The organism is Aminobacter sp. Y103A, from assembly GCF_030294925.1.
Taxonomy (GTDB): Bacteria; Pseudomonadota; Alphaproteobacteria; order Rhizobiales; family Rhizobiaceae; genus Aminobacter; species Aminobacter ciceronei.
Genome location: NZ_AP017989.1, coordinates 25,845 through 47,144 on the forward strand (window position 1 = coordinate 25,845; position 21,300 = coordinate 47,144).

14 protein-coding genes are annotated in these 21,300 nt (G+C 58.4%); 10 read left to right on the forward strand and 4 right to left on the reverse strand.

The window, feature by feature from the left end:
* The first annotated feature begins 63 nt into the window (after window positions 1–63).
* From Amn_RS31440 to Amn_RS31475, 8 genes are all read left to right on the forward strand, one after another.
* Window positions 64–1,059, forward strand: coding sequence for a helix-turn-helix transcriptional regulator (locus tag Amn_RS31440; RefSeq protein WP_127386581.1), 996 nt, complete (start codon window positions 64–66; stop codon window positions 1,057–1,059).
* 187 nt (window positions 1,060–1,246) lie between these two features.
* Window positions 1,247–2,518 carry a metallophosphoesterase family protein gene (locus Amn_RS31445; protein WP_286299867.1) on the forward strand — a complete coding sequence of 424 codons (1,272 nt, stop codon included), beginning with the start codon at window positions 1,247–1,249 and terminating at the stop codon, window positions 2,516–2,518.
* Complete coding sequence (locus Amn_RS31450; protein WP_286299869.1) at window positions 2,515–6,012, forward strand: AAA family ATPase; 3,498 nt, start codon at window positions 2,515–2,517, stop codon at window positions 6,010–6,012. Before Amn_RS31445 ends, Amn_RS31450 begins: the two co-directional genes overlap by 4 nt.
* Before the next feature lie 390 nt (window positions 6,013–6,402).
* A complete protein-coding gene (locus Amn_RS31455) occupies window positions 6,403–7,731 on the forward strand; it encodes an SIR2 family protein (protein WP_286299871.1) in 1,329 nt (442 codons plus the stop codon).
* Window positions 7,728–8,264, forward strand: coding sequence for a hypothetical protein (locus Amn_RS31460; RefSeq protein WP_286299873.1), 537 nt, complete (start codon window positions 7,728–7,730; stop codon window positions 8,262–8,264). The genes Amn_RS31455 and Amn_RS31460 overlap by 4 nt, the downstream gene beginning before the upstream one ends.
* Complete coding sequence (locus Amn_RS31465; protein WP_286299874.1) at window positions 8,261–10,282, forward strand: AAA family ATPase; 2,022 nt, start codon at window positions 8,261–8,263, stop codon at window positions 10,280–10,282. Before Amn_RS31460 ends, Amn_RS31465 begins: the two co-directional genes overlap by 4 nt.
* A 48-nt stretch (window positions 10,283–10,330) precedes the next feature.
* Complete coding sequence (locus tag Amn_RS31470; protein WP_286299875.1) at window positions 10,331–12,448, forward strand: DNA methyltransferase; 2,118 nt, start codon at window positions 10,331–10,333, stop codon at window positions 12,446–12,448.
* The gene (locus Amn_RS31475) at window positions 12,448–15,135 is read left to right on the forward strand and encodes a DEAD/DEAH box helicase family protein (RefSeq protein ID WP_286299876.1); all 2,688 of its coding nucleotides are present in this window, start codon (window positions 12,448–12,450) and stop codon (window positions 15,133–15,135) included. Before Amn_RS31470 ends, Amn_RS31475 begins: the two co-directional genes overlap by 1 nt.
* Before the next feature lie 201 nt (window positions 15,136–15,336).
* Here Amn_RS31475 and Amn_RS31480 read toward each other — a convergent pair whose 3' ends face one another.
* From Amn_RS31480 to Amn_RS31495, 4 genes are all read right to left on the reverse strand, one after another.
* Window positions 15,337–15,813 (reverse strand): helix-turn-helix transcriptional regulator, encoded by a 477-nt coding sequence (locus Amn_RS31480; protein ID WP_286299932.1) that lies wholly within the window; start codon window positions 15,811–15,813, stop codon window positions 15,337–15,339.
* Between the two features lie 281 nt (window positions 15,814–16,094).
* The gene (locus tag Amn_RS31485; protein WP_107652710.1) at window positions 16,095–16,460 is read right to left on the reverse strand and encodes a hypothetical protein; all 366 of its coding nucleotides are present in this window, start codon (window positions 16,458–16,460) and stop codon (window positions 16,095–16,097) included.
* 30 nt (window positions 16,461–16,490) lie between these two features.
* Window positions 16,491–16,928, reverse strand: coding sequence for a hypothetical protein (locus Amn_RS31490; protein WP_245437222.1), 438 nt, complete (start codon window positions 16,926–16,928; stop codon window positions 16,491–16,493).
* Complete coding sequence (locus Amn_RS31495) at window positions 16,921–17,634, reverse strand: ParA family protein (RefSeq protein WP_199202458.1); 714 nt, start codon at window positions 17,632–17,634, stop codon at window positions 16,921–16,923. Before Amn_RS31495 ends, Amn_RS31490 begins: the two co-directional genes overlap by 8 nt.
* A 675-nt stretch (window positions 17,635–18,309) precedes the next feature.
* Between Amn_RS31495 and Amn_RS31500 the strand changes: the two genes are divergently transcribed.
* Together Amn_RS31500 and Amn_RS31505 are read left to right on the forward strand one after the other, a co-directional pair.
* On the forward strand, window positions 18,310–18,711 hold the full coding sequence (locus tag Amn_RS31500) for a MobC family plasmid mobilization relaxosome protein (protein ID WP_286299878.1): 402 nt from the start codon (window positions 18,310–18,312) through the stop codon (window positions 18,709–18,711).
* A gap of 3 nt (window positions 18,712–18,714) precedes the next feature.
* Window positions 18,715–21,162 carry a relaxase/mobilization nuclease domain-containing protein gene (locus Amn_RS31505; RefSeq protein ID WP_286299879.1) on the forward strand — a complete coding sequence of 816 codons (2,448 nt, stop codon included), beginning with the start codon at window positions 18,715–18,717 and terminating at the stop codon, window positions 21,160–21,162.
* The last annotated feature ends 138 nt before the right edge of the window (window positions 21,163–21,300 follow it).

Below are 21,300 nucleotides of genomic sequence, written 5' to 3' on the forward strand. Positions count from 1 at the left end.
ACTCATAATAGAACCGTAAGCACTGATCGTGACAATAGCTGTCACCCGGATTGGTGAAGATCGATGTCATTTGAGAAGGCGCAGCAGCTGATTGAGCTTGCAACGTATGTTGCAGCCCGAAGAATGGGCGTGACAGTTGATGACGTCGGGGAGCGGTTTCGCGTATCCAAACGCACCGCGCAGCGGATGCTGCATACGCTCGAAGTTCAATTTCCCGATACCGAACCCAGCTTCGAAGACGATGGGCGTAAGCGTTGGCGGTTACAGACGGGAGCTCTGCGCGATCTGCTCACGCTCACTCCCGATGAACTGGCGGCGCTGGATCTCTCGATTGAGACACTGGAACGGAATGCTCAAGGTCTGGAGGCCGAGCACCTCCGTTCTTTGCGAGAAAAAATACTGGCGCTGGTGCCGGGCAATCGGATCGCACGTCTGGAAACTGACCACGAAGCATTGCTTGAGGCGCAGGGTCTCGCAGCCCGCCCGGGGCCTACGACAAGGCTGGCGCCACACGTGGGTTCGACCATAGCAACGGCGCTCAAGGGGTCGCAGCGGTTGAAGATCGTCTACCAGTCCCGCGGGTCAGCTACATCCACCGAGCGGGTGGTCGAACCTTATGGAGTGTTGATCGGAATCCGACGCTATCTGGTGGCCAGGCCAACAACTGATCGCGCGGGTCCACTCAGGCACTTCGTGGCTGAGAAGATCGAACACGCGGAACTGACCGGCGAGGTCTTCGAACGTGATCCAGGCTTCGACATTCATGCGCATGCGCGCAAGGCGTTCGGAGCTTTTCAGAACGACAGTGAGTTTGGCGAAGTCATCTGGAAGTTCAAGCCTGACGCAGCGCTGCATGCACGAACTTTCCTGTTCCATCCGGCTCAGATCCTGGAGGATCAATCCGACGGTTCACTGATCGTGCGTTTCTGGGCGTCCGGTCATATGGAGATGTGCTGGCACCTCTATATGTGGGGAGACAAGGTTGAGGTCGTGGCGCCGGAGGCCCTTCGCAGAATGGTCGAGACGCACCAGCGCTCTGACTTTCCCTCGCTTCCATAGAATGCAATTTCCTAAACAGCTTTGAACCGCGGGAACTACACGATCCCCGCCTGGTGACAGATTCTGTCATTAGCCTGTGGAAACCTGAAATCCCGAGGGATTGGCAGCCTAGGCAGACACCTAAGCGCAGCCCAGTATCTGTTTCGGGGAATCAAAGCCTTCTCACGCGAAGGCAAAAGGTGAGGGCATGGCTTTTCGATTTGTTCATACGGCGGACGTTCACCTGGATTCGCCTCTTCGGTCGCTGGCGCTGCGCAACCCGGAACTAGGCGAACTGATTGGCAACGCGACGCGGCGTGCTTTTGTCAATATCGTCGATCTCTGCCTATCAGAGCAGGTCAACGCGCTTCTTCTCGCGGGTGATCTCTACGATGGCGATCAGACCTCCATGAAAACTGCGCGGTTCCTTTCCGAGCAAATCCGCCGACTGGACCAAGCCGGAGTGCGGGTGTTCATCATCCGAGGCAACCACGATGCGTTGTCGAAGATCACCAGAGAACTGACGTACCCGGAAACCGTAAAAGTCTACGGTGGGCGCCCGGAGGCTATCTCGCTCGAATTGGATCAAGCGACTCCTGTGGTTATTCACGGGCTTAGCTTTGCGCAGGCCCAGTGTCCCGAAAATCTGGTGGGAAAGTACAAACCACGGATCGAGGGCGCTGTTAACATCGGTCTTCTGCACACCAGCCTCGCAGGAACGCGGGGGCACGATCCCTACGCACCCTGCGACGTCTCGGATCTGGAGGCGACAGAGTTCGACTATTGGGCGCTCGGTCACATTCACAAGCGATCAATCAGTAACGGACGCTGCACGATCGTGATGCCTGGCATGCCCCAGGGGCGCGACATCAACGAATCTGGTCCGAAATCGGTGAGTCTAGTTACGATCGCTGATGACCGAACCGTCCACATTGAGGAAAGGTTCACCAGCATCGCCCAATTCGAGCGCGTCGTGATCGACCTCGACGGCATCGCAGATTGGCGTCACATGGTGACCACGGTAGCGGGCAACCTGGGGGCCGCGCGGGAAGCTGCAAATTCCGATCACCTTGTGGTCCGGCTCTCCTTCACCGGACGAACGCCGCTTGCATGGCGGCTCCGTAACGATGCCGACCTCGTCAAGACCGAAGCCGAGCACAGGGCATCTGTTATTGGCCGGACCTGGATCGAGAAAGTGGAGATCCAGTGCACCGACCTCGTTTCCGCAGATGGGTCCAACGGCGATCCACTCGTCGAACTGCGAGAGCTTGTCGGAAGCGAGATTATCGGCTCGGAAGCTTACCACGCCGCGCTCATCGATATTGGGGAGGAGCTTCGTGGTCATCTGCCACCTGAAAGCAGAGGTACTTTCGGTGCTGATCAGGAGGAGTTTCGGGCCACGTTGCGCCTGCTCGCGCAGGAGGGGGTCGAAGATGTGCTCGCACGGCTCCAACGTCGGAAGCAGGATGAGGTAGCATGATGCGTATCAACCGGCTTGACCTTACCCGCTACGGCAAATTCACCGACAAGCACATCGACTTCGGGCCCGTGGAGCCGGGCCGTCCAGATTTACATATCATCTACGGTCCGAACGAGGCGGGCAAATCGACCGCCCTATCTGCATTCCTCGACCTCCTCTTCGGCATCGAGTCCCGCAGCCGCTATGATTTCCTCCACCCATACTCAACGATGCGCATCGGGGCTGCATTGGACATCAGTGGTGTTGCCCGGGAGCTTGTCCGGATCAAGAAGCCCCAAAACAGTCTGCTCGGTCCGGGTGATCAGCCGATCAGCGAACATTTGATACTCGGCGAGCTTGGTGGAGTTGAGCGCGACGTCTATTGCGCGATGTTTTCACTCGACGATGACACCCTTGAGGAAGGCGGCGAGAGCATCCTGGCCAGCAAGGGTGATCTCGGACAGCTTCTGTTTTCGGCAAGCACAGGTTTGGCCGCACTAAGTCGGACACTTGTTGAATTGCGTTCGCGGGCCGACGGCCTTTTCAAACTCCGTGCCCGCAGCAGTGAAATCGGCGACTTAAAAAGTCGGCTTTCCGATCTGAAGGGGCGAAAAGAGCAGATTGACACGCTCGCCACCCATTATCACCAGATGGTGGAAACCAAGGAGCGGTCACTGGCACACTATGACGAAGCAATGGCTGACCGAACCCGCACGCAGCTGCGGCTGGACGAGATCAAGAATCTGCTGACCGCACTGCCACGACTGGCGGAATTGCGGGACATCCGGGACAGTCTCGCTGAGTTGCAAGATGTTCCCGAAGCGCCGCCTTCGTGGGGAAGCGAACTGCCGGCACTTCATCAGGAGGACATCGAGCTTGCCGTGAAGCGGGAGACGGCGAAAGCGTCCATGGCCGAGCTTGAGAAAGGTCTCAATGCCATTGCCCTCGACGCGGTCGCGCTCACCTTGGGACAAAGGATGGACGCTATCGGCGAGTTGCACGCCCGTTATGTCACCGCTGAAAGGGATCTGCCGGACCGTCGCCTGCAATTGATGGAAGTCGACCGGGAAATTGCGAATATTCTGCGGCTTCTCGAGCGTCCCGAAGAACACGAGTTGAGCAGCCTGATGCTCGGAAGTAGCATCTCTGGGAGCATCAGACATCTCGTTGAACGCCGTTCCGGTATCGACGCGACACTTCAAGACGCGGAGCGCGAAGCCGAAGAGGCGAACCGCCGACTGATCGAGTTGCAGAGCAAGCTGTCGAGCGAAGCCGCTGCCGCCACAAACAGCACAGCCATTGCGGCGCTGGCGAGGGAGCTCTCGGCTCTTCGAGAGAACGACCATGCAGCCCGTCGCCGCGTCGCGGAACGCTCCCGTGTGGATCTTAAAGAAACACTGGCACAGCAGATGTCGGAACTCCGACCGTGGGGTGAAAACCTTGATCAGGTACGGCAAATGCGAGTGCCGGCACCTTCTGAGCTGGAGGCCTGGAAATCAGCTCTCTCTAAAGCGGAAGCCGAGATCGATCGCCATAGCGATGATAACGGGCGTCTCACGAGTGAGCAGCGACGTTTACGTGCCGAACTGGATGCACTGAAGAATATCACCGGCGTTGTGGCCGATCATGAGGCGGCGACGTCGCGATCCGCGCGTGAAGCGGCATGGGCCACACATCGTGACGCGCTCGATGAATCGACCGCGGCGGCGTTTGAGGTCGAGCTGCGAAAAGACGACCTGATCACCAGCGCGCGGCTGGGACAGATGAGCGACCTGGCGAAGCTGAATCAAGACCATCAGAGGCTCGCGGTTGTGGAAGCGGAATTAGAAAGCGCAGCGGAGCTGCTGAACGCGGCGAAGTCGAAACGCAAAGCTATCAGGGCCGACGTTCTGGCCTCTGCTCGGATCATGGCTCCGACTATTTCTGACGAGATCACACTAAGGGGGCTTGAGGCGTGGCTGCAACGCCGCGAATTGGTCCTCGCGACGGCCAAATTGCTCAGGGAGGCGGAAGGTGACTTACGCCAGGCGGAGGCGGACGCCTCGGCGGGGTGCAACCGGCTATCGGCGGCACTATCGGCGGCAGCCGTTTCCCATGATCACTCTGACTCCTATGAAGCCCTCTTGGCTACGGCCCAATCCGCCGTTGATCTTGAAGTCGAACACAAGAACTTGAGAGAGCAGCTTGAACGCTGCGAACGGGAGGAGGCTTCCCGCCGCTCAACCCTTGAAACGGCATCTGCCGACGAGGAGCAATGGGACGCGTCATGGGCCGAGGTTTGCAAGAGCTGCTGGCTCGGCGCAGGAGGGACTATCCCCAGCCTCGCGACTGTCAAGGAGGTCATGGACAGACTTGCTGAACTCGGCCCGGCCGCTCAACGGCAAGCCGGCTTGGCAGATCGCATCGCCAAGATGGAGGATGATCAGGCTATCTTCTCGCGCGAACTTGCCGTCATGGCAGCAGAGCTGGGATTGGAGCGATCAGTAGTGAATGCGCTGGGTCTCTGGGCGCTGATGTCCGCCAGAGTGGAAGAGGCCCGGTCGAAAAAGGCAGAATGGGAATCCAAGCACCTTGCCCTCGAGGGTCAGATTCTCAAAAACCGGGACTTGGAGGCTGAAATCGCGGTTTGCGAGCGACGCAAATCTGAAATGACGCAGCTGTTCGGAGTATCTTCCTTGCAGGACGTAGAGAAAAAGCTGCGCATGATCGAGCAAAGGAGAGACTTGCGCCGGCGCTGCAATACCATCGAACGGGAAATCCGAGAGGCGCTATCAATTCAGGACATGGCCGATGTCGAAGCGATGCTTGACGCCACGGATCGGCCCGCGCTGGAGGCCGAGCAGGTAGAACTCAGGGCCCGGTTTGAGGATCAGGATCGGCGCGTACGAGAGCTGTTTACGGCATACAGCAAAGCGTCCGACGAGATGGATGCAGTCGACGGCGATAGTGCCGTGGCTGCTCTTGAAGAGCAACGGCGCACCGTCCTCCTGGAAATCGAGGATAAGGCGTTCAGCTACTTCCGCCTTAGGGCCGGCATCGTCGCGGCCGAGCAAGCCTTGCGCCTCTACCGCGACAAGCATCGCAGTTCGATGATGCTTCGCGCCTCGGAGGCTTTTCAGGTGATCAGCCGCGGCGCCTATCTTGGTCTGGCGACCCAGCCTGACAAGGACGCCGAAGTACTTATCGGCATCGGGGCTGATGGGAGTTCCAAGCTGGCGCAGGAAATGTCAAAGGGAACGCGCTTCCAACTCTATCTCGCGCTCAGAGTGGCCGGGTACCACGAGTTCGTCCAATCTCGCACCCCTGTTCCCTTCATCGCCGACGACATCATGGAGACGTTCGACGACTTCCGTGCCGAGGAAGCCTTCCGGCTATTCGCCGACATGGCGAAAGTGGGTCAGGTAATCTACCTGACGCATCACCAGCATCTTTGCAATATCGCCAGGCGGGTTTGTCCCAATGCACGCATACATGAGTTGGCGCCGCCGCTTGCTCTGGAAACCCGTGCGGCATAGACGTCGGAGCCGATTCGGTGATTGCCTCCGGTCTGCAAAGGCCGATCTTAGTCGACAATTGAGCTTGAAGACGTTGAGGAGGCATCGGACTTGTAGGAGGACAAGATGCCTTGATCGATCAGTGAAATGCAGAAAACGATCCTGTCAGCTGATCCTCGATTTAACTGTCAAAAGCAGTGATGGAATCTCAACTTAATTGCCCATTTTCAATTTAAGTGGTCGATGATGAAATTCCGTTTTAAACGGCGGCATCTCCACGGTTCTAATCTCGGCACAAAATTGAACCAACGGTTGCACGGACTATGATATGCGTGACTGCACCGAGTTAAATGTAATCGCGCTCGCAAATCGCGAACGGCGGTTGCGACATTCAAATGGTGCGGGGGGAATGTGCTTCTGACGGATTTTGATGAAGGTGTCAGCCTTGCGCTTGACTCGCTTCTGGCGGAGAGGCTTGCCATATTCGCTGGTGCTGGCCTCTCGATGGCGGCACCAAGTAATCTGCCGAGTGCGTGGACGCTCGCGCAGAAGGCGAAAGCGAAATACACGGCCCAATATGGCGGAGCCCGCCCGCCGCTCTCCAACAATATTGAGGAGCAAGCTGAGTATTTTTTCCAGCGCGGCGAACTACCAACCGTATTCCTTGGGACATTGATCGATCGTAACGCGTTTGCCGGCCGCCCTAATGAGGGCCACTACGCGATCGCCGACCTCATGCTCGCCCGCGCCTTGCAGACCGTGGTGACGACCAATGTCGACACCCTTGTCGAGTCCGCGGGCGTCTTCCTCTTTGGGCAAGTCGAGGTTGGTATTGATGGGCACGCTGTGGCAGCCCTGCCTCCGGCGGTCACCCCAATGCTTAAACTCCATGGCTGCAGGACGATTGATCTTGCGAACACTGTCTGGGCACCGGGTCAGCTGGCGCATAACCCGGTACAATCTCGCATCTCCAGTAGTGCGCCATGGCTTACCCAACGGCTACTGAACCGCGATCTGGTCATAGTTGGCTACTGGACCGATTGGGACTATCTGAACGCCGTCTTGGCATCCACGCTCGATGCCGTTAACCTATCCAGAGTCATCGTTGTTGACACAGCAGACAGCGCCAGCTTTCAAGCGAAGGCGCCCGCCCTCCATGCGCTCGGCATGCGCGCCAGTGGCGGATTCCTGCATGTGAAGGAGTCGGGCGCCCGCTTTCTTGCCGCTCTGCGCCGAGAATATTCCAAGAGCTTCATCCGACAAGTGCTGCATGGCGGGGCGGCGGATTTCCAGCACTGCAAAGGTACAGATCCTGACCCGGCCTGGCTTGAGGCTCCTGATGTTGACAACGATCAACTCTGGCTGATGCGTCGCGACCTGCTTGGATGCGAGCCAAATGCGCCCGCCGACGCGCCTCGACCACCCAACGAACCTCTTGTTGGCCTGACAATGATCGAACTGCAGGCGGCTGGCGCTGTCGCGGAAGGGACCAACTGGAAGCTCGGCGGCAAAACCATTCGGGTGCTGCGCACGCCTAATCAGATGCTAGACAGGGTAGAGGCTACATTCGAAAAGGATGTGGCGCCGGTGGTCGCGCCCGACATTGTAGTGGCCGTGGGAGCGGAGTCGCGGGCTCTGCCAGCAAGCTTCGCCCGAGGCAGCGCAACCGCCAGCATTGCGAGAGGATCGGGTAGCATGTGGATGACCCACGCCGATGCAGTGAAGGAACTCGGACTGTGACAGATTTGATCGAAGAAGCTGCCCGCCTCCTCCAGGACGCCGGCTTCGAGATACAGCCGGTCGACATTGACGGACTTTCTGCGCGCGTCCTCGAGAACGACACGCTGCTGGGATTTGTTCTCGTCTATGACACGGCCGGTGACCTCCTCGCGCGCTGGTCGGGCGACACTGATCGCCTTGTCGCGCAGCGCCAGTTCCAGCTTCGCGCTGCGGGCACCAAGGCCTGGAACAGCTATGTTCTGCTGCTCGCCCGCGACCGGGCCAATTATGCCGAGGCTATCGCGCTGAGCTCGATCGAGGAGGATTTGTCCGGACTGCGCAAGATTGCACGGTCTGGCTGCGAGCACGGTTCCGACATACTGCGAGCTCTCCTCCCACTGATGCCGCTGCAGTCGACGCCCGTCCTCGATGCTGTAGATAGCAAGGAAGAGATTCGCCAGCGGACCACAGAGCTTGCCCCGACGGTCGTTGAGGCTTTTCTGTCGGCTGCCGACCCGCACATCGTGTTCCAGCTGCTGGAGAAAGAGCCATGAAGGTCGACTATGTCGAGGCGAGCGGGTTTCGCGGTTATCGCGATCCCGTCAGGATCGATTTCGCTTCCGGCTTTACCGTCATCGATGGCCGCAATGGCGTCGGCAAGAGTACGATCTTCGACGCGGTCGAATTTGCGCTGACCGGTGAGCTCAGCAAATATAAGGGCGCAACCGCAGCGGGACAGAGCGTCGCCGACTATTTTTGGTGGATCGGTGAGGGTGACGCGCCCAAGGAACGCTATGTCGAAGTCGGGTTCTCCGGGAGCGGTGGGACGTTCAAGGTTCGCCGCACGCCACTCGACGCGAGCGACGTCACGATATCGCCCGACATTGTGAAGGCGCTGGCGCATCCGGAGCTTGCCCCTAAGGCGCCGCTGGAGCAGCTGTGCGCCACGGCGATTATTCGCGACGAGCATATTGCCGGCCTCAGCCTCGACCTGAAGGAGACCGAGCGCTACGCACTGCTTCGTCAGGCGATCGGCGCGAATGATGCCGACAGCTGGATCGCTCGCGCGCTGGACATCTCGACGCTGGCGAAGCGTCGGAGAGAGGCGGCGCAAGGGGAAGTCAACACGCTGACAGCGGAATTAGCGGCGACTGCGCGGCGGCTTGATGAGCTTCGGTCATCGCTTGCCTCGGACAGCGCGATCGCTGAGGCGACCACCCGGCTCCGGCTATTTGCCGATACGACAGCGACCCCGGACAGCCTAACCGGGGCGGTTCGCCATCGCATGGCTGCAGTAGACTATGAGCTGGGAGAACTCTCCTCATTGCGTGACCGTCTGAACCAATTCGGGAGCGCGCGCGCCTCGCTTCCTAACCTCTATAGGGAATTGTCGTCGGTTCAGCGCGCGTGTGATGAGGCCGAGCGCTCGCTCGCTGCCATCGTCGAAGTTGATGCCGAAGAGACATCGGGGGACCTCGCCCGTCGGGCGCGCGACCTTGTCTCTCTAATCGCTGCAGGCCGCAACCTTGGACTGATAGAGCATCACTGCCCACTATGTTCGGCCTCGCACACTGAGCAAAGTTTCCAGACAGGGAGCGCTGAAGCCGAAGCCGCGGCCGGAAGGATCGACGAAATCGCGACCGCGATCGCGCAGCGTGAGGAGCAGCACCGGGCGGCGGCCAAAGCGCTTTCTGAACAGAAGCAGCGGCAAAGCAATGTTGCCGCGCAGATCGCGGCGCAGGAAGCGGTGATCCACCAGGTCGAAGAGCAATGCCGCGCACTTGGTATCGAAGGCGATCCGAGCGTAGAGGACATTGATCGCCGCGCGGCCCTACTTGGTGTGTCGCTTGAAAACGCGCAACGGGACTTGCGGATATTGGACACTCTGCGCCTCAATAGCGAACTGGCTAAGGCGATGCAGGCTGAACAGGTCGCCAAGGAGCGCCTGGCGCGTGGTCAGGAGCGCTTTGGTCGAGCGCGCAAGGCTGAGGCAACGGCTGCGGCATTGCATGATGCGACCCGCCGGGCCGCGGCCGAGACACTTGACTTACGCCTTGACCGCGTCCTCCCACTAATGGCCGAGCTCTATCAGCGTCTAAAACCTCACCCGGTATGGCAGGATATTGAGTATGCGATCCGAGGCGACGTGCGACGGTTCCTGAGCTTGAAGGTGGGCGACGGTCTCAATCCCCAATTCCTCTTTTCCAGCGGCCAGAGACGGGCGACGGGCTTGGCCTTTCTCCTGTCGATCAATCTCTCGCTAGCCTGGAGCCGGTGGCAGACGGTGCTGTTGGACGATCCGGTGCAGCACGTCGATGATTTCCGGACGGTCCATCTGGCAGAAGTGCTGGCGCAGCTGGTCGAGGACGGTCGGCAGATCATCTGCGCGGTGGAGGATCCCGCGCTTGCCGACCTGATGTGCCGCCGCTTGCCGGTCAAAACCGCAGCGTCGGGGCGACGGATAACCTTGGGCCCCGGCGCGGATGGCGCGTTGAGTGTTCGCAGCGCAACCTGGCTCAAGCCTCTCCCCGCACGCGCCTTTGCGGAAATCCCGCAGACCCGTACTGGATGAGACTGGTTGGCCAACCGAAATTGATTTGAGTGGTGAGGGTAGGGGAAAATGGCGCGACTGACTGAGCAGGAACAACAGGATATCATCCGGTTCATCGAGGCCGACAAACCTTTGCCCGAAAAATACCGCTTCCTGCTTTTCGAAGACAAGCGCGAGGTCGAGCTTGTTTGGAATGGCAAGACCAGTGAGGTCAGCAATGTCGTTCTGCCGTTTCAGACCATCGAACAGGTGGACGAGCCTCGTGCGGAGAAGGCGGAAGACACGGTCGCACAACAGGATTTGTTTTCGACCGACAGTCGGGGGCGGCAACTAAAAGGCTGGACCAACAAGCTCATCTGGGGCGACAACAAACTCATTCTTTCGTCGCTGAAAAACGGGCCGCTGCGCGAGGAAATTGAGCGCCAAGGCGGCCTGAAGCTAATCTATATCGACCCACCGTTTGACGTGGGAGCCGATTTTTCGATGGACATCGAGATCGGCGGCGACACCTTCACCAAGAAGCCAAACATTCTCGAAGAAATTGCCTATCGGGACACGTGGGGAAAAGGCGCAGATTCGTTCATTGCCATGATCTATGAGCGTCTAGTCCTCATGCGTGATCTACTTGCGGAGGATGGAAGCATATATGTTCATTGTGACTGGCGTGTAAGCGGGTATCTACGACTGGTTTTGGATGAGGTTTTCGGAAAGCAAAATTTCCAAAATGAAATAATTTGGTTTTACCCTGACTCGCCGGGACGGCCATATGACAGATTTGTTCCGAAGCACGACAATATCACCCGCTTCTCGAAAGGCGCGAAAGTGATATTTAATGCCGATGCCGTTCGAATACCGATACTTGACGCCTCCAAAGAGCGATACAAGACTGCTCGTTATCTTATAAATTCCCAAGGAAAACGCTTTGAATATACTGGCGGGGCGGCATCAGAAAACGGAAAGATTCCTGAAACCGTTTGGAAGATAGCCGTCGTCAAAGGGAACTCGGATGAGAAGGCCGGATACCCGACCCAGAAACCGGAGGCACTTCTGGAGCGAATTGTTTTAGCGTCATCGCATCCAGGGGACCTAGTAGCGGATTTCTTTGCCGGGTCTGGCACCACAGCGGCGGTCGCGGAGAAGTTAGGCCGTAAGTGGATTGCCAGTGACTTAGGAAAATTTGCCGTTCACACGACGCGGAAGCGGCTCATCGGCGTGCAGCGCGGGTTGAAGGCCGAGGGCAAGGACTACCGCGCCTTTGAAATCCTCAATCTCGGCAAATACGAACGCCAACACTATGTCGGCGTGAACCCGAATTTACGTGACGAACAGCGCCGACAGCAGCTTGAGGAAAAAGAAAAGGCGTTTCTGGGCCTCATTTTACGCGCCTATCGCGCCGAACAGACGGACGGCTTTGTTAGCTTCCAAGGCAAGAGAGCCGGGCGGCTTGTTGCCGTGGGGCCGGTCAACATGCCAGTGTCGCGCCTATTTGTCGAAGAAATCATTCTCGAATGCCGCAAGAAGCACATCACCAAGGTCGATATTCTGGGCTTCGAGTTTGAAATGGGCCTGTTCCCCAACGTGCTGGACGAGGCGCGCAGCAAGGGAATCGACATCGCCCCAAAATACATTCCGGCCGACGTTTTCGACAAACGGGCCGTTGAGAAAAACCAGGTTGTGTTCCATGACGTGTCCTTCATCGAAGTAAAGCCGCACGTCAATGCTAACAGCGTCGCGGTGGAACTGACGGATTTCTCCGTGTTCTACTCGCAGAACTCCATCGCCAACGCCGAAGCCACGCTCAAGGACAAGGACAGCAAGATGGTCGTTGAGAGGGGACAGATCGTCAAGGTCAGCAAGGACAAGGATGGCATCGTCAGCCGCGAAATCCTGACCAAGAACTGGATCGACTGGATTGATTACTGGTCCGTCGACTTCGATTTTGAAAACAAACGGGAGATCATACGCACCCAGAATCCAACCGGGGAATGGGAGGAATCCTGGACCGGCGACTATATTTTCGAGAACGAATGGCAGTCCTTCCGCACCAGGAAGGATCGCAAGCTTGAGTTGACCAGTGTCTTCCACGAATGCTCGCCTGGGCGGCGCAAGATCGCCGTCAAGGTCGTGGATATCTTCGGCAACGACACCATGACAATTACCGAAGTGACGGTGGGGGCGAAGAAATAATGGCGCTGCATCCCGATTTTCCGAACGATCCCCACGCCATTCTCAACCCCTCAATCCGGTGGTTTCCAGCCGACGAGGCTTTGCGCGAAACCAGCATGGAGAAGCTCATGCCGCCGCTCGTGGCGGCGTTGCGCCAGAAGGTGAAGGGCTTCCGCGACGGCGGTTATACCGGCGCATCGGATACTAGTCGGAGCCTGCTCAACTGGTGGTTCAAGACGCCCCATCTGATCCCGCAAGCCGACGGCACCATGGTCGAGTTTGAGTATTTTTTCGCCCAGAGGGAATCCCTCGAAACAATCGTCTATCTCTACGACGTTGTGGGCGTGAAGGATAAATTCGACTTGATGCGCTTCGACAGCAGCGGGGCCGTTTCCGCCAGCATGTTCGACGAAACTTGGCGGCGCTTTGTCGTCAAAATGGCGACAGGCGCGGGCAAGACCAAGGTTTTGAGCCTGGCCCTCGCATGGAGCTTTTACAACAAGCTGTATGAGCCGGACTCGAAGCTGGCCCGGAACTTTCTGGTCATTGCGCCCAACATCATTGTGCTGGACCGAATCTACAAGGATTTTCAGGGGCTGCGGCTGTTTTTCGATGACCCAGTCATCCCCGACAATGGCATTGACGGCCGCAACTGGCGGGACGATTTCCAGTTGACCTTGCATGTGCAGGACGAGGTGCGCATCACGCACCCGACCGGTAATATCTTCCTTACCAATATTCACCGCGTTTATGCAGGCGAGGACATTCCCTCATCGCCTGACGACGACAACACGATGGACTATTTCCTCGGCAACCGGCCGACGGGCGCGACCACCGATTCCAAGGTGGACCTCGGCATGATCGTCCGCGACATCGATGAGCTCATGGTTCTGAACGACGAGGCCCATCATATCCATGACTCGCGCCTCGCCTGGTTCAAGTCGATTGAGGACATTCACAACCGCCTCTTGCAGAAAGGTTCCGCGCTTTCCTTGCAGGTCGATGTGACGGCCACGCCGAAGCACAATAACGGTGCGATTTTCGTACAGACCGTGGCCGACTACCCGCTGGTGGAGGCTATTTCACAGAATGTCGTGAAGCACCCCGTGCTGCCGGACGCAGCCAGCCGTGCAAAATTGCAGGAGCGCCAGAGCGCCAAATACACCGAGAAATACTCTGATTATATCGACCTGGGCGTGATCGAGTGGCGCAAGGCCCGCGACGAACACGCGAAGCTTAATAAGAAGGCTATCCTGTTCATCATGACAGATGACACCCGCAACTGCGACGACGTTGCGGACTACCTTGAGGGCCATTATCCCGAACTCAAAGGCGCGATTTTGGTCATTCACACCAAGGCCAACGGTGAAATATCCGAATCCACGTCCGGCAAGGCTAAGGAGGAACTGGAACTTCTCCGCAAACAGGCGAACGAGATCGACGACCCAGCCAGCCCTTACAAGGCCATCGTGTCGGTTCTGATGCTGAAAGAAGGTTGGGACGTGCGCAACGTCACTACCATTGTCGGGCTGCGGGCCTATGCCGCCAAGAGCAACATTCTCCCGGAACAGACCCTGGGGCGCGGCCTCCGCAAAATGTATCCTGGCGGGATCGAAGAATATGTCAGCGTCGTCGGCACCGACGCTTTCATGGAATTTGTCGAGTCAATCCAAGCAGAGGGCGTTGAGCTTGAGCGCAAGGCGATGGGCGAGGGAACCAAGCCCAAGACCCCGCTTGTCATTGAGATAGATAATGAAAACGACAAAAAAGACATCGACGCGCTCGACATCGAAATCCCGGTGATGACACCGCGCATTTACCGCGAATACAAATCCCTGGGCGACCTCGACATAACCGCCTTCGGCCATCAGCGTGTTCCCTATCGCACGTTCAGTGAGGAAGAACAGCGCGAGATCGTCTTCAAGGACATCGCGACCGGGGCGGTGACGCACACCACCATCCTCGACACTGCCGGAATCGCCGACTACCGCAGCGTTCTGGGATATTTTACCCAGACCGTAATGAAGGACTTGCGGTTGATCAGCGGGTACGACGTGCTTTACGGAAAGGTCAAAACCTTCGTGCAGTCGGAATTGTTCGACCGTACCGTCGATCTGGACAGCCCGAACACCATGCGGAATCTATCCGAGCTGGCCGCGACTAAAACACTGATCGAGAACTTCAAGAAAGCCATCAACGCCCTGACCGTGAAGGACAAGGGCGATGCTGAAATCCGCGACACCATCAAGCTGCGGCAGACCCGCCCCTTTGTCACCAAGGAGCAAGGCTATCTGGTGCCGAAGAAAAGCGTCTTCAACCGGATCATCGGCGACAGCCACCTGGAACTAGTTTTCGCTGGGTTCCTCGATTCCTGCACCGATGTCGTGTCTTACGCAAAGAACTATTTTGCGGTGAATTTCAAGCTGGATTACGTCAACGCCGACGGCAACATTTCCAACTACTATCCTGACTTCCTGGTGAAGCTGGCCGACAAGCGCATCGTCATTGTCGAAACCAAGGGCCTGGAAGACTTGGACGTGCCGCTGAAAATGGAACGTCTGCGGCAATGGTGCGAGGACATTAACCGAGTGCAGTCCGACGTGGCCTACGATTTCGTCTATGTTGATGAAGAGAGCTTTCAGAAATATGGCCCGAAATCGTTCAAGCAGTTGATCGACGGTTTCAGGGAATACAAACCTTATCATTAGTCCGTCATCACATCAGGCCACCGAAACTCTCGCGGCTGTTCTGAGGATAGGTGCGTTGGATTCACTGACGCCGTTGGCAGCGTCGAGGTGGGGATATCCCTTATCGAACCGTGATTGGCGAGATCAGGAAGTTCAAGAGGGGCAATGCCAATCGAACTTGAACCCCGGAGCACAAGCCGCCTAACGATGTCCTAGTTCGGTCTATTGCGGTTCCGCCGCTGCTCCGTCTGCGGCCCTCTCCAGGGCGACCATCTTCTTAACCAGGGCCAGCAGATCGCGCTTGGTGCCGTGCGGCAGAGACACGACCTGTTGGGCGAGTTCCATGGTGTCGCGCGCTTCCTCCGGCGTGCGGCCCCATAGATGCGGGGCAGCGCTGAACAGCATTTCCATCGGCATGAATCCGAGGATCTCGCACAGGTGGATCATCCTAGTTACGTGCATTTTTGAGAAGGCACGTTCATAGCGGCCATAAACCTGCATCGAAAGGCCAAGCAAGGGAGCAAGCTCCGCGCGGGTCAGATCCTTGTCCTCGCGCGCCTTGCGGATGAAGGTGGCAATTCTTTCATCGATCTCGCCGAGGGTTTTGATGCCTTCGAACCCCGGACGGCGGAAAATAGGCTTGTCGATCTCGGGATCGATCGTCTCAACCAATTCCATTTTGTTTTTATAAGCGTCCATATCCTTAGCCACGTCCTCTCCCTTCTTGCCTTTTTCCAGTCGCGGGCAGAGCGACGACCTCAATCAAACATTCAAAACGGGATTGACCCAAGTACGCCCCGGCACTTCCCTGCACAGCGATTTTCCAGAAGCGGGGAGTGAGGACAGCGCTTTCCGCTACTCGCAATAAACGACCATCAGGGCCGTGTTGCGCTCGCCTTGCATGGTTCTTTCTGGCGGAAGCCTGCATTCATAACGCCCTTGAGCTGGCGCGGGGATAGGCACAGCCCACTGAGAGAAAATCAGCGCGCCCTGGCTGCAACCATTCGCCAAGTACCCGGTTCGCCCTCGAACACAGCTTCGACAAGTTTTTCCCCATCGACCCACCCCAGATGCGCCAAGAGTTCGCACGCGATAGAATCTTTGCCGAGACTAATACATCGCTTCACGGTAACCGTCGATCCGGTCCCGTGCATTGAGATATCCCAATTGGATAAGCGAAACAGCTCGCCTTTGGCAGTTTCGTCAGACGGCCGGATGGACGCATCGAGAGCGGATTCCCTAAGTCCGTTCAATAGGGAAGCGGCCTTTGAGCCTTCACCAAAGTCGAAGCCTTGGCTACCGACGAACGGTGCGGCGTAGATGCCAATAAGGATACCGATCGTCATCCCGAGCAGGAAGCTTCGGCCGCCCACGGATCAATAGCCGTTGTCTCGGAGAAACTGGTCGATGGCCGCCTTTATAATCACCGTCATCTTGATGTCGTTGTCGAAGGCGGCCTTTTGCAGTCGCATCTTCGTGTCGTAGTCCAAGGGGCAATTGACGTAGTGCTTGGCTTCCCGCTCGTGCGCTCGCTTCAGGTCGCGCAGGCGATAGCGTCCTTCCTCCTGAGACAGAGCACGTTCGATCGCTTTGCTCTTGCGCTCTTCACCGCTCGGGTTTGGCAGACTGCGCCGCGGCCGTTCCCTTGTCGCATCCGTTTCTGAAACCAGCGCCGCTGCTGGTTCCCTTGCAGCCGTTCGCACCTCTGCCCCTACCGACACAGAGGCTGGTTTCATTGCGGCTTTGGATATGGCTGGCTTCGGCCGTCGCGGAGCGATCGGAAAGTCAGAGACGGACAGTTTGCCTTTAGACATTTCCCACCTTTTCCCGGTTTGCCGCGAGATGGCGATCGAGCTCGGCCACAAACGCCGCAATCTCCGCGCGACCCTTCATGACCGGGTCGGTCAGCTCAAGCATCTGCAAAGTGCCGAGGCCGTTACGGATTTCGCGGTAGCAATTTCTTTCGGTGAGCTCGGTATCCATCAGCGTCGATTCATAGCCATTGTCGCGAAGATTGGCGATGAACGGACGGATCAGCCTGTAAGCCTCGAGCACGCGGCCCGGAAGGGCGATGCGCGTCACCACGTTGACGTGGGGAATAGTGCGCCCCTCCCTGTCGCCAATATCCGCCGTGATGGTGGCGGCTTCGCCGGCCGCCTTAATTTCATCCTGGTTCGGCTGAATTGGCGTCAGCACCAGGTCGGAGTTGCGGATGATCGTATCGCGGATAACGCTGTCGATGCCCGGTGAGTCCATCAGGATTACGTCATAGACGCCGTCTTGGTCGGCCAGCACGGTTTCAATGCTTCGCTGCGTTGCCGCGCTGTGCAGCTCGATGTTGGCCGGAAGATTGTCCTTGGCCTCACATCGCTTCCACCATTCGGCGAGGTTCTGGCGCGGATCGGCGTCGATCAGAAGAACCTTCTTTCCCTGAATAGCGTACTCGCCGGCAACGAGGATAATGGCCGTCGTCTTCCCGGCGCCGCCCTTTCCGCTGATCGCGCAAATTCTTCGAGGCATGTCTGATCCCTCTTTTGACGCCCCCAAAGCCGAACGCGGCGGACCGTCGCCACGCTCATGCATCCTGTTGGGCAACTGCATTTCCAAACGAAGTGACTGCTTGCGTTCGCATGGCGTTTTTACACGATGCGATCACGCCGCACCATCCCAAGGTGTGATACTTCAATCACACCTTACGTTCACATCGTAACGTCATGGCATGTGACCACATCGTGTGAACAAGTCGTGTGAAACTGGAATGGTGCGCGCGCTGGCGTTGAGCAAACCCTGGAGCCCTCGCCAGTCGACGCAATTTTCCCTCGTTTGGCCAAAGAGGCCGTCAGCGCCGCCGCAGGCCTTGCCGCTCCCTTTGTGGTGAACCCCGGAGCCGCGCGAAGGCCGTCTGTGACGCTCGCACGCAGCCGGCCAGGGCGAAGAGCGGAGCGTCCCTTGCGGGCGAGTACGAGGGGCACACAAAGGCCGACAAAGCGGTCCTGGAGGTGAACCCTGGAGAGCGTTTTAACGTTTGATGGGCAGGGGCGAAGGCCCTGCTCATGGTCGCGATAAAGTCGAGCGAAGTGTGGGCCGCTCGAAAAGTTGGTTCTATTGAGTGTGAATTTCACGTCTATCTCTCGACGATCGAGGAACAAGCCCTCGATGCCTGCCGCAAGCGCCAGAGAGAGGGGCCCAAGGCCAATGGACGACGCGAAATTCGAGGTTCGGCTCGAGCCGGACCGGAAGGGTCGAATGGTGCATGCCCGCGTCGGCGCGGACGAATATGCGGCGATCGAAAAGGCCGCCAAAGCGGCCGACATGACGGTTTCGGGATTTTTCCGGTCGCTAATCCTCGAAGGCGCCGGCGTACGACCAATCCTGACTAAGGATGATCGGCTCGTCATGGCGCTGTTGCTGGAGGACATGCGCGCGATCGGCGTGAATCTGAACCAGGTGGCGCGATCGATAAACAGTGGCAAGGCCGTTCACCCAAGCGAGCTCGACATCAATCTTGGCAACGTGCAGCGCGTCCAAGCGGCCGTTTTGACCGAGTTACGGTCGCTGGCGAAGCGCGCCGGCCACAAGCGGCGAGGGGAGGGTTAAGGGGTGGAAATCTTCTTCGGCGCCTTCACGAGCGAATGGGAGCAGCGCCGTGCGGCGTTGCTCCATGAATTGTCGCTTGGGCCAAAACGCCGTTCGTCGGCCGAAGACGAAATGAAGCGTCGATTGAAAGCGATGGCCGAGCTAGGCGGCGGTGGTGCTGGTGGCGGCGGTGGTAGCCGGCCAAAAATGCGGCGGGCGGCCGCCAGGCCGATCTTCGCGGCCGAGACGCGGGCAGCGGAGGCGTCCCGTCCAATAGAAGCGCGGCTAATGGCGGTTGCCCAGGGCAGCCAGCCCGCGGTTGTCAAAATGGCATCCTATGGCGCCGGCGCGAGGGTGGGGGCGATGCTGAATTATGTGTCGCGCGGCGGCGAGATCGCCGTCGAGAACGAGAACGGCGAGCGCATCAGGAGCCGCGAGGATCTAGCGCGGTTGCGGGGAGACTGGAACCATCTGTTCCAGAACCGCGCAGAGAGCCGCGATATCGGCAGCTTCACGGTAGAGATTGCGACTGCGGCGATTTCGTCAGACGAGGCGATGCATGAGCTGGTCAGAAACAGTTTGACGAGCGCATTCGGCGATCGACGCTATGCTTATGCGGTCACGCGCCAGGGCGACGGCGCGCTGACGGTTCAAGGAGCGGTCGTGCTCAGAAGCGGTCAGGGGGAGCGGCTGACTGGCGACGATAAGGCCGCCAGCATCATTCAGGCGCGATATGACGCCAGTGCGGCGGCGCAGGATGTGGCTGCGCGGTTCTCGTTCCAGGGCTATGGCAACGGTGTCGAGTATGGCGCCAGCAAATTGCGGAGCCTGGTCGAACGTCATGACGGCGACGTTCGCGACGACCGCGGCCAAATCGTTGGTGACGATAAACGTGCTGGTGATCTAGTGCAAAAGGAATGGCGCGGTGATCTGCACAGCCGCAAAGGCCGGGACGTGATGCACCTGATCATGTCGGCCCGGGCCGGCACGAATGTCGAGGCGTTTGAAAACGCTGCACGCTACTTCCTTGCCGAGCAGTTCGCCGGGCATCGCTATGTGTTTGCCATGCATGATCCGGCCAATGATCCGAAAGAAGAAGGCGAGGGGGGCAAGCGGCCCCATGTCCATGCGCACGCGATCATCACCATGCGATCGGAATCGGGCGATCGGATCGAGACGCCCCCGCAGGTGTTTCGGGAGTGGCGGGCCACAATGGCGCAGATGGCCCGGGCGCAGGGAATAGCGATGGAGATGACCGATCGTCGCGAGTTCGCCAGTCCGCCCGCCTTTACTCGCGATCAGGTGAGGCCGGTGAGCAGGGAAGGGCGGACCGAGCACGTCGGGACGAGCGAGGCGGCACAGGCTCGGTACGACGCCAAGCGGGGCGGGCGGCGCAGTCTGGCGAAGGCCGAAAGGAGCCGGGAGTATGCCATAAAGGCAATGCAGAGTTGGGAGAAAATTGCGCTTGCCAGCGGTGATCGGCGTATTGTCGCCTATGCGGAACAGCAGCGGGATCATTTGACGGCAAGCCTTTCGGCTGGTCGGGCCGAAGCGAGCGCAAATGTCGTCCATGCAGATTTCGGATCAAAATTCCGCGCCAATCTGGTAACCTTGCAGAAAGTCGTTCTGGAGGGCCAGGAAATGCGCGAGACAACACGAGCAGAGTTTGAAGCCTATGAAAAGACGGTCGAGACGGCCTTGTTCCGGCTGGAGCGGAGCGTTGGTGCGGACGAGCGAGACGACTTTGATGAAGTCGCGTCTGTCGCCCGCGAGCATGTGAACGGCCGGCGCGAGCTCATGGAGCTTTACGAGATGAAGGGCCAGGCACAGGCGGAGCAGGGGACTGCGACCAAGCGAGACGAGCGTGGCGAGCGTCGAGACGGTGCGAATGACCGGTGGGATGCGGCAGTCGCCAAACACGGTGAGGCGGTTGTCGAGGCGGCAAATGACGTTCTTGTGGACATCGAAACCAGTCGCGAGGGTTTGGATAGAATTGAGGCCGGTGAGCTTTCCAACGATCCAAGGGCATTCCGAGCTGATATTGAGCGCGGACTGGCTCGCGCGGCAGAGCTTGCCGTCCAGGGCAACACCTATATGCGCGAGGTAGCCGAGAAGGATCCGGAGCTCAAGCGCGCCATCGAGGCGGCAGAGCAGACGCAAGAGCGGCCGGCAGAAGAGCAAGGCAAAACCCCTGCAAATGTCGATGCCGTGACCGAACAGAAGCGAGATCCTCGCCCCGAGGAGGCCGAGCGCCGGCCGGACGAACCGGCCGGGCAGGCTCACGAACTGGCGTCGACCGTAGATACTACAAATCGGCTGCAGGATAAGTTAAACACGGACAAGGAGGCCGCACAGCGCGGCGGTGAAACGACGCGGACCGATCCGGCGCAACAGCATATTCCTCGCCTCGAGGAGTTGGAGCGCGAGGAACTAGAAAGAAGGGAACGCGACCGCGACGACCGGGACCGTTAGTGGACCATGTTTAATCGACAGGATTACGTTTATCAGAGCAGCGACCCGAAGGGTGACGAGGGGTTTGGCAAGGTATTTGCTACCGTCATCTGTTTCGTTTTCTTTCTGGGTGCACTGCAGGTTGCTTATGAAACGGTG

Coding starts and splice junctions, on each gene's coding strand:
- Amn_RS31500 (WP_286299878.1), top strand. CDS start 18,310: ATGGACGACGCGAAATTCGAGGTTCGGCTCGAGCCGGACCGGAAGGGT.
- Amn_RS31440 (WP_127386581.1), top strand. CDS start 64: ATGTCATTTGAGAAGGCGCAGCAGCTGATTGAGCTTGCAACGTATGTT.
- Amn_RS31490 (WP_245437222.1), bottom strand. CDS start 16,928: ATGTCTAAAGGCAAACTGTCCGTCTCTGACTTTCCGATCGCTCCGCGA.
- Amn_RS31495 (WP_199202458.1), bottom strand. CDS start 17,634: ATGCCTCGAAGAATTTGCGCGATCAGCGGAAAGGGCGGCGCCGGGAAG.
- Amn_RS31445 (WP_286299867.1), top strand. CDS start 1,247: ATGGCTTTTCGATTTGTTCATACGGCGGACGTTCACCTGGATTCGCCT.
- Amn_RS31480 (WP_286299932.1), bottom strand. CDS start 15,813: ATGGACGCTTATAAAAACAAAATGGAATTGGTTGAGACGATCGATCCC.
- Amn_RS31465 (WP_286299874.1), top strand. CDS start 8,261: ATGAAGGTCGACTATGTCGAGGCGAGCGGGTTTCGCGGTTATCGCGAT.
- Amn_RS31485 (WP_107652710.1), bottom strand. CDS start 16,460: ATGACGATCGGTATCCTTATTGGCATCTACGCCGCACCGTTCGTCGGT.
- Amn_RS31450 (WP_286299869.1), top strand. CDS start 2,515: ATGATGCGTATCAACCGGCTTGACCTTACCCGCTACGGCAAATTCACC.
- Amn_RS31475 (WP_286299876.1), top strand. CDS start 12,448: ATGGCGCTGCATCCCGATTTTCCGAACGATCCCCACGCCATTCTCAAC.
- Amn_RS31470 (WP_286299875.1), top strand. CDS start 10,331: ATGGCGCGACTGACTGAGCAGGAACAACAGGATATCATCCGGTTCATC.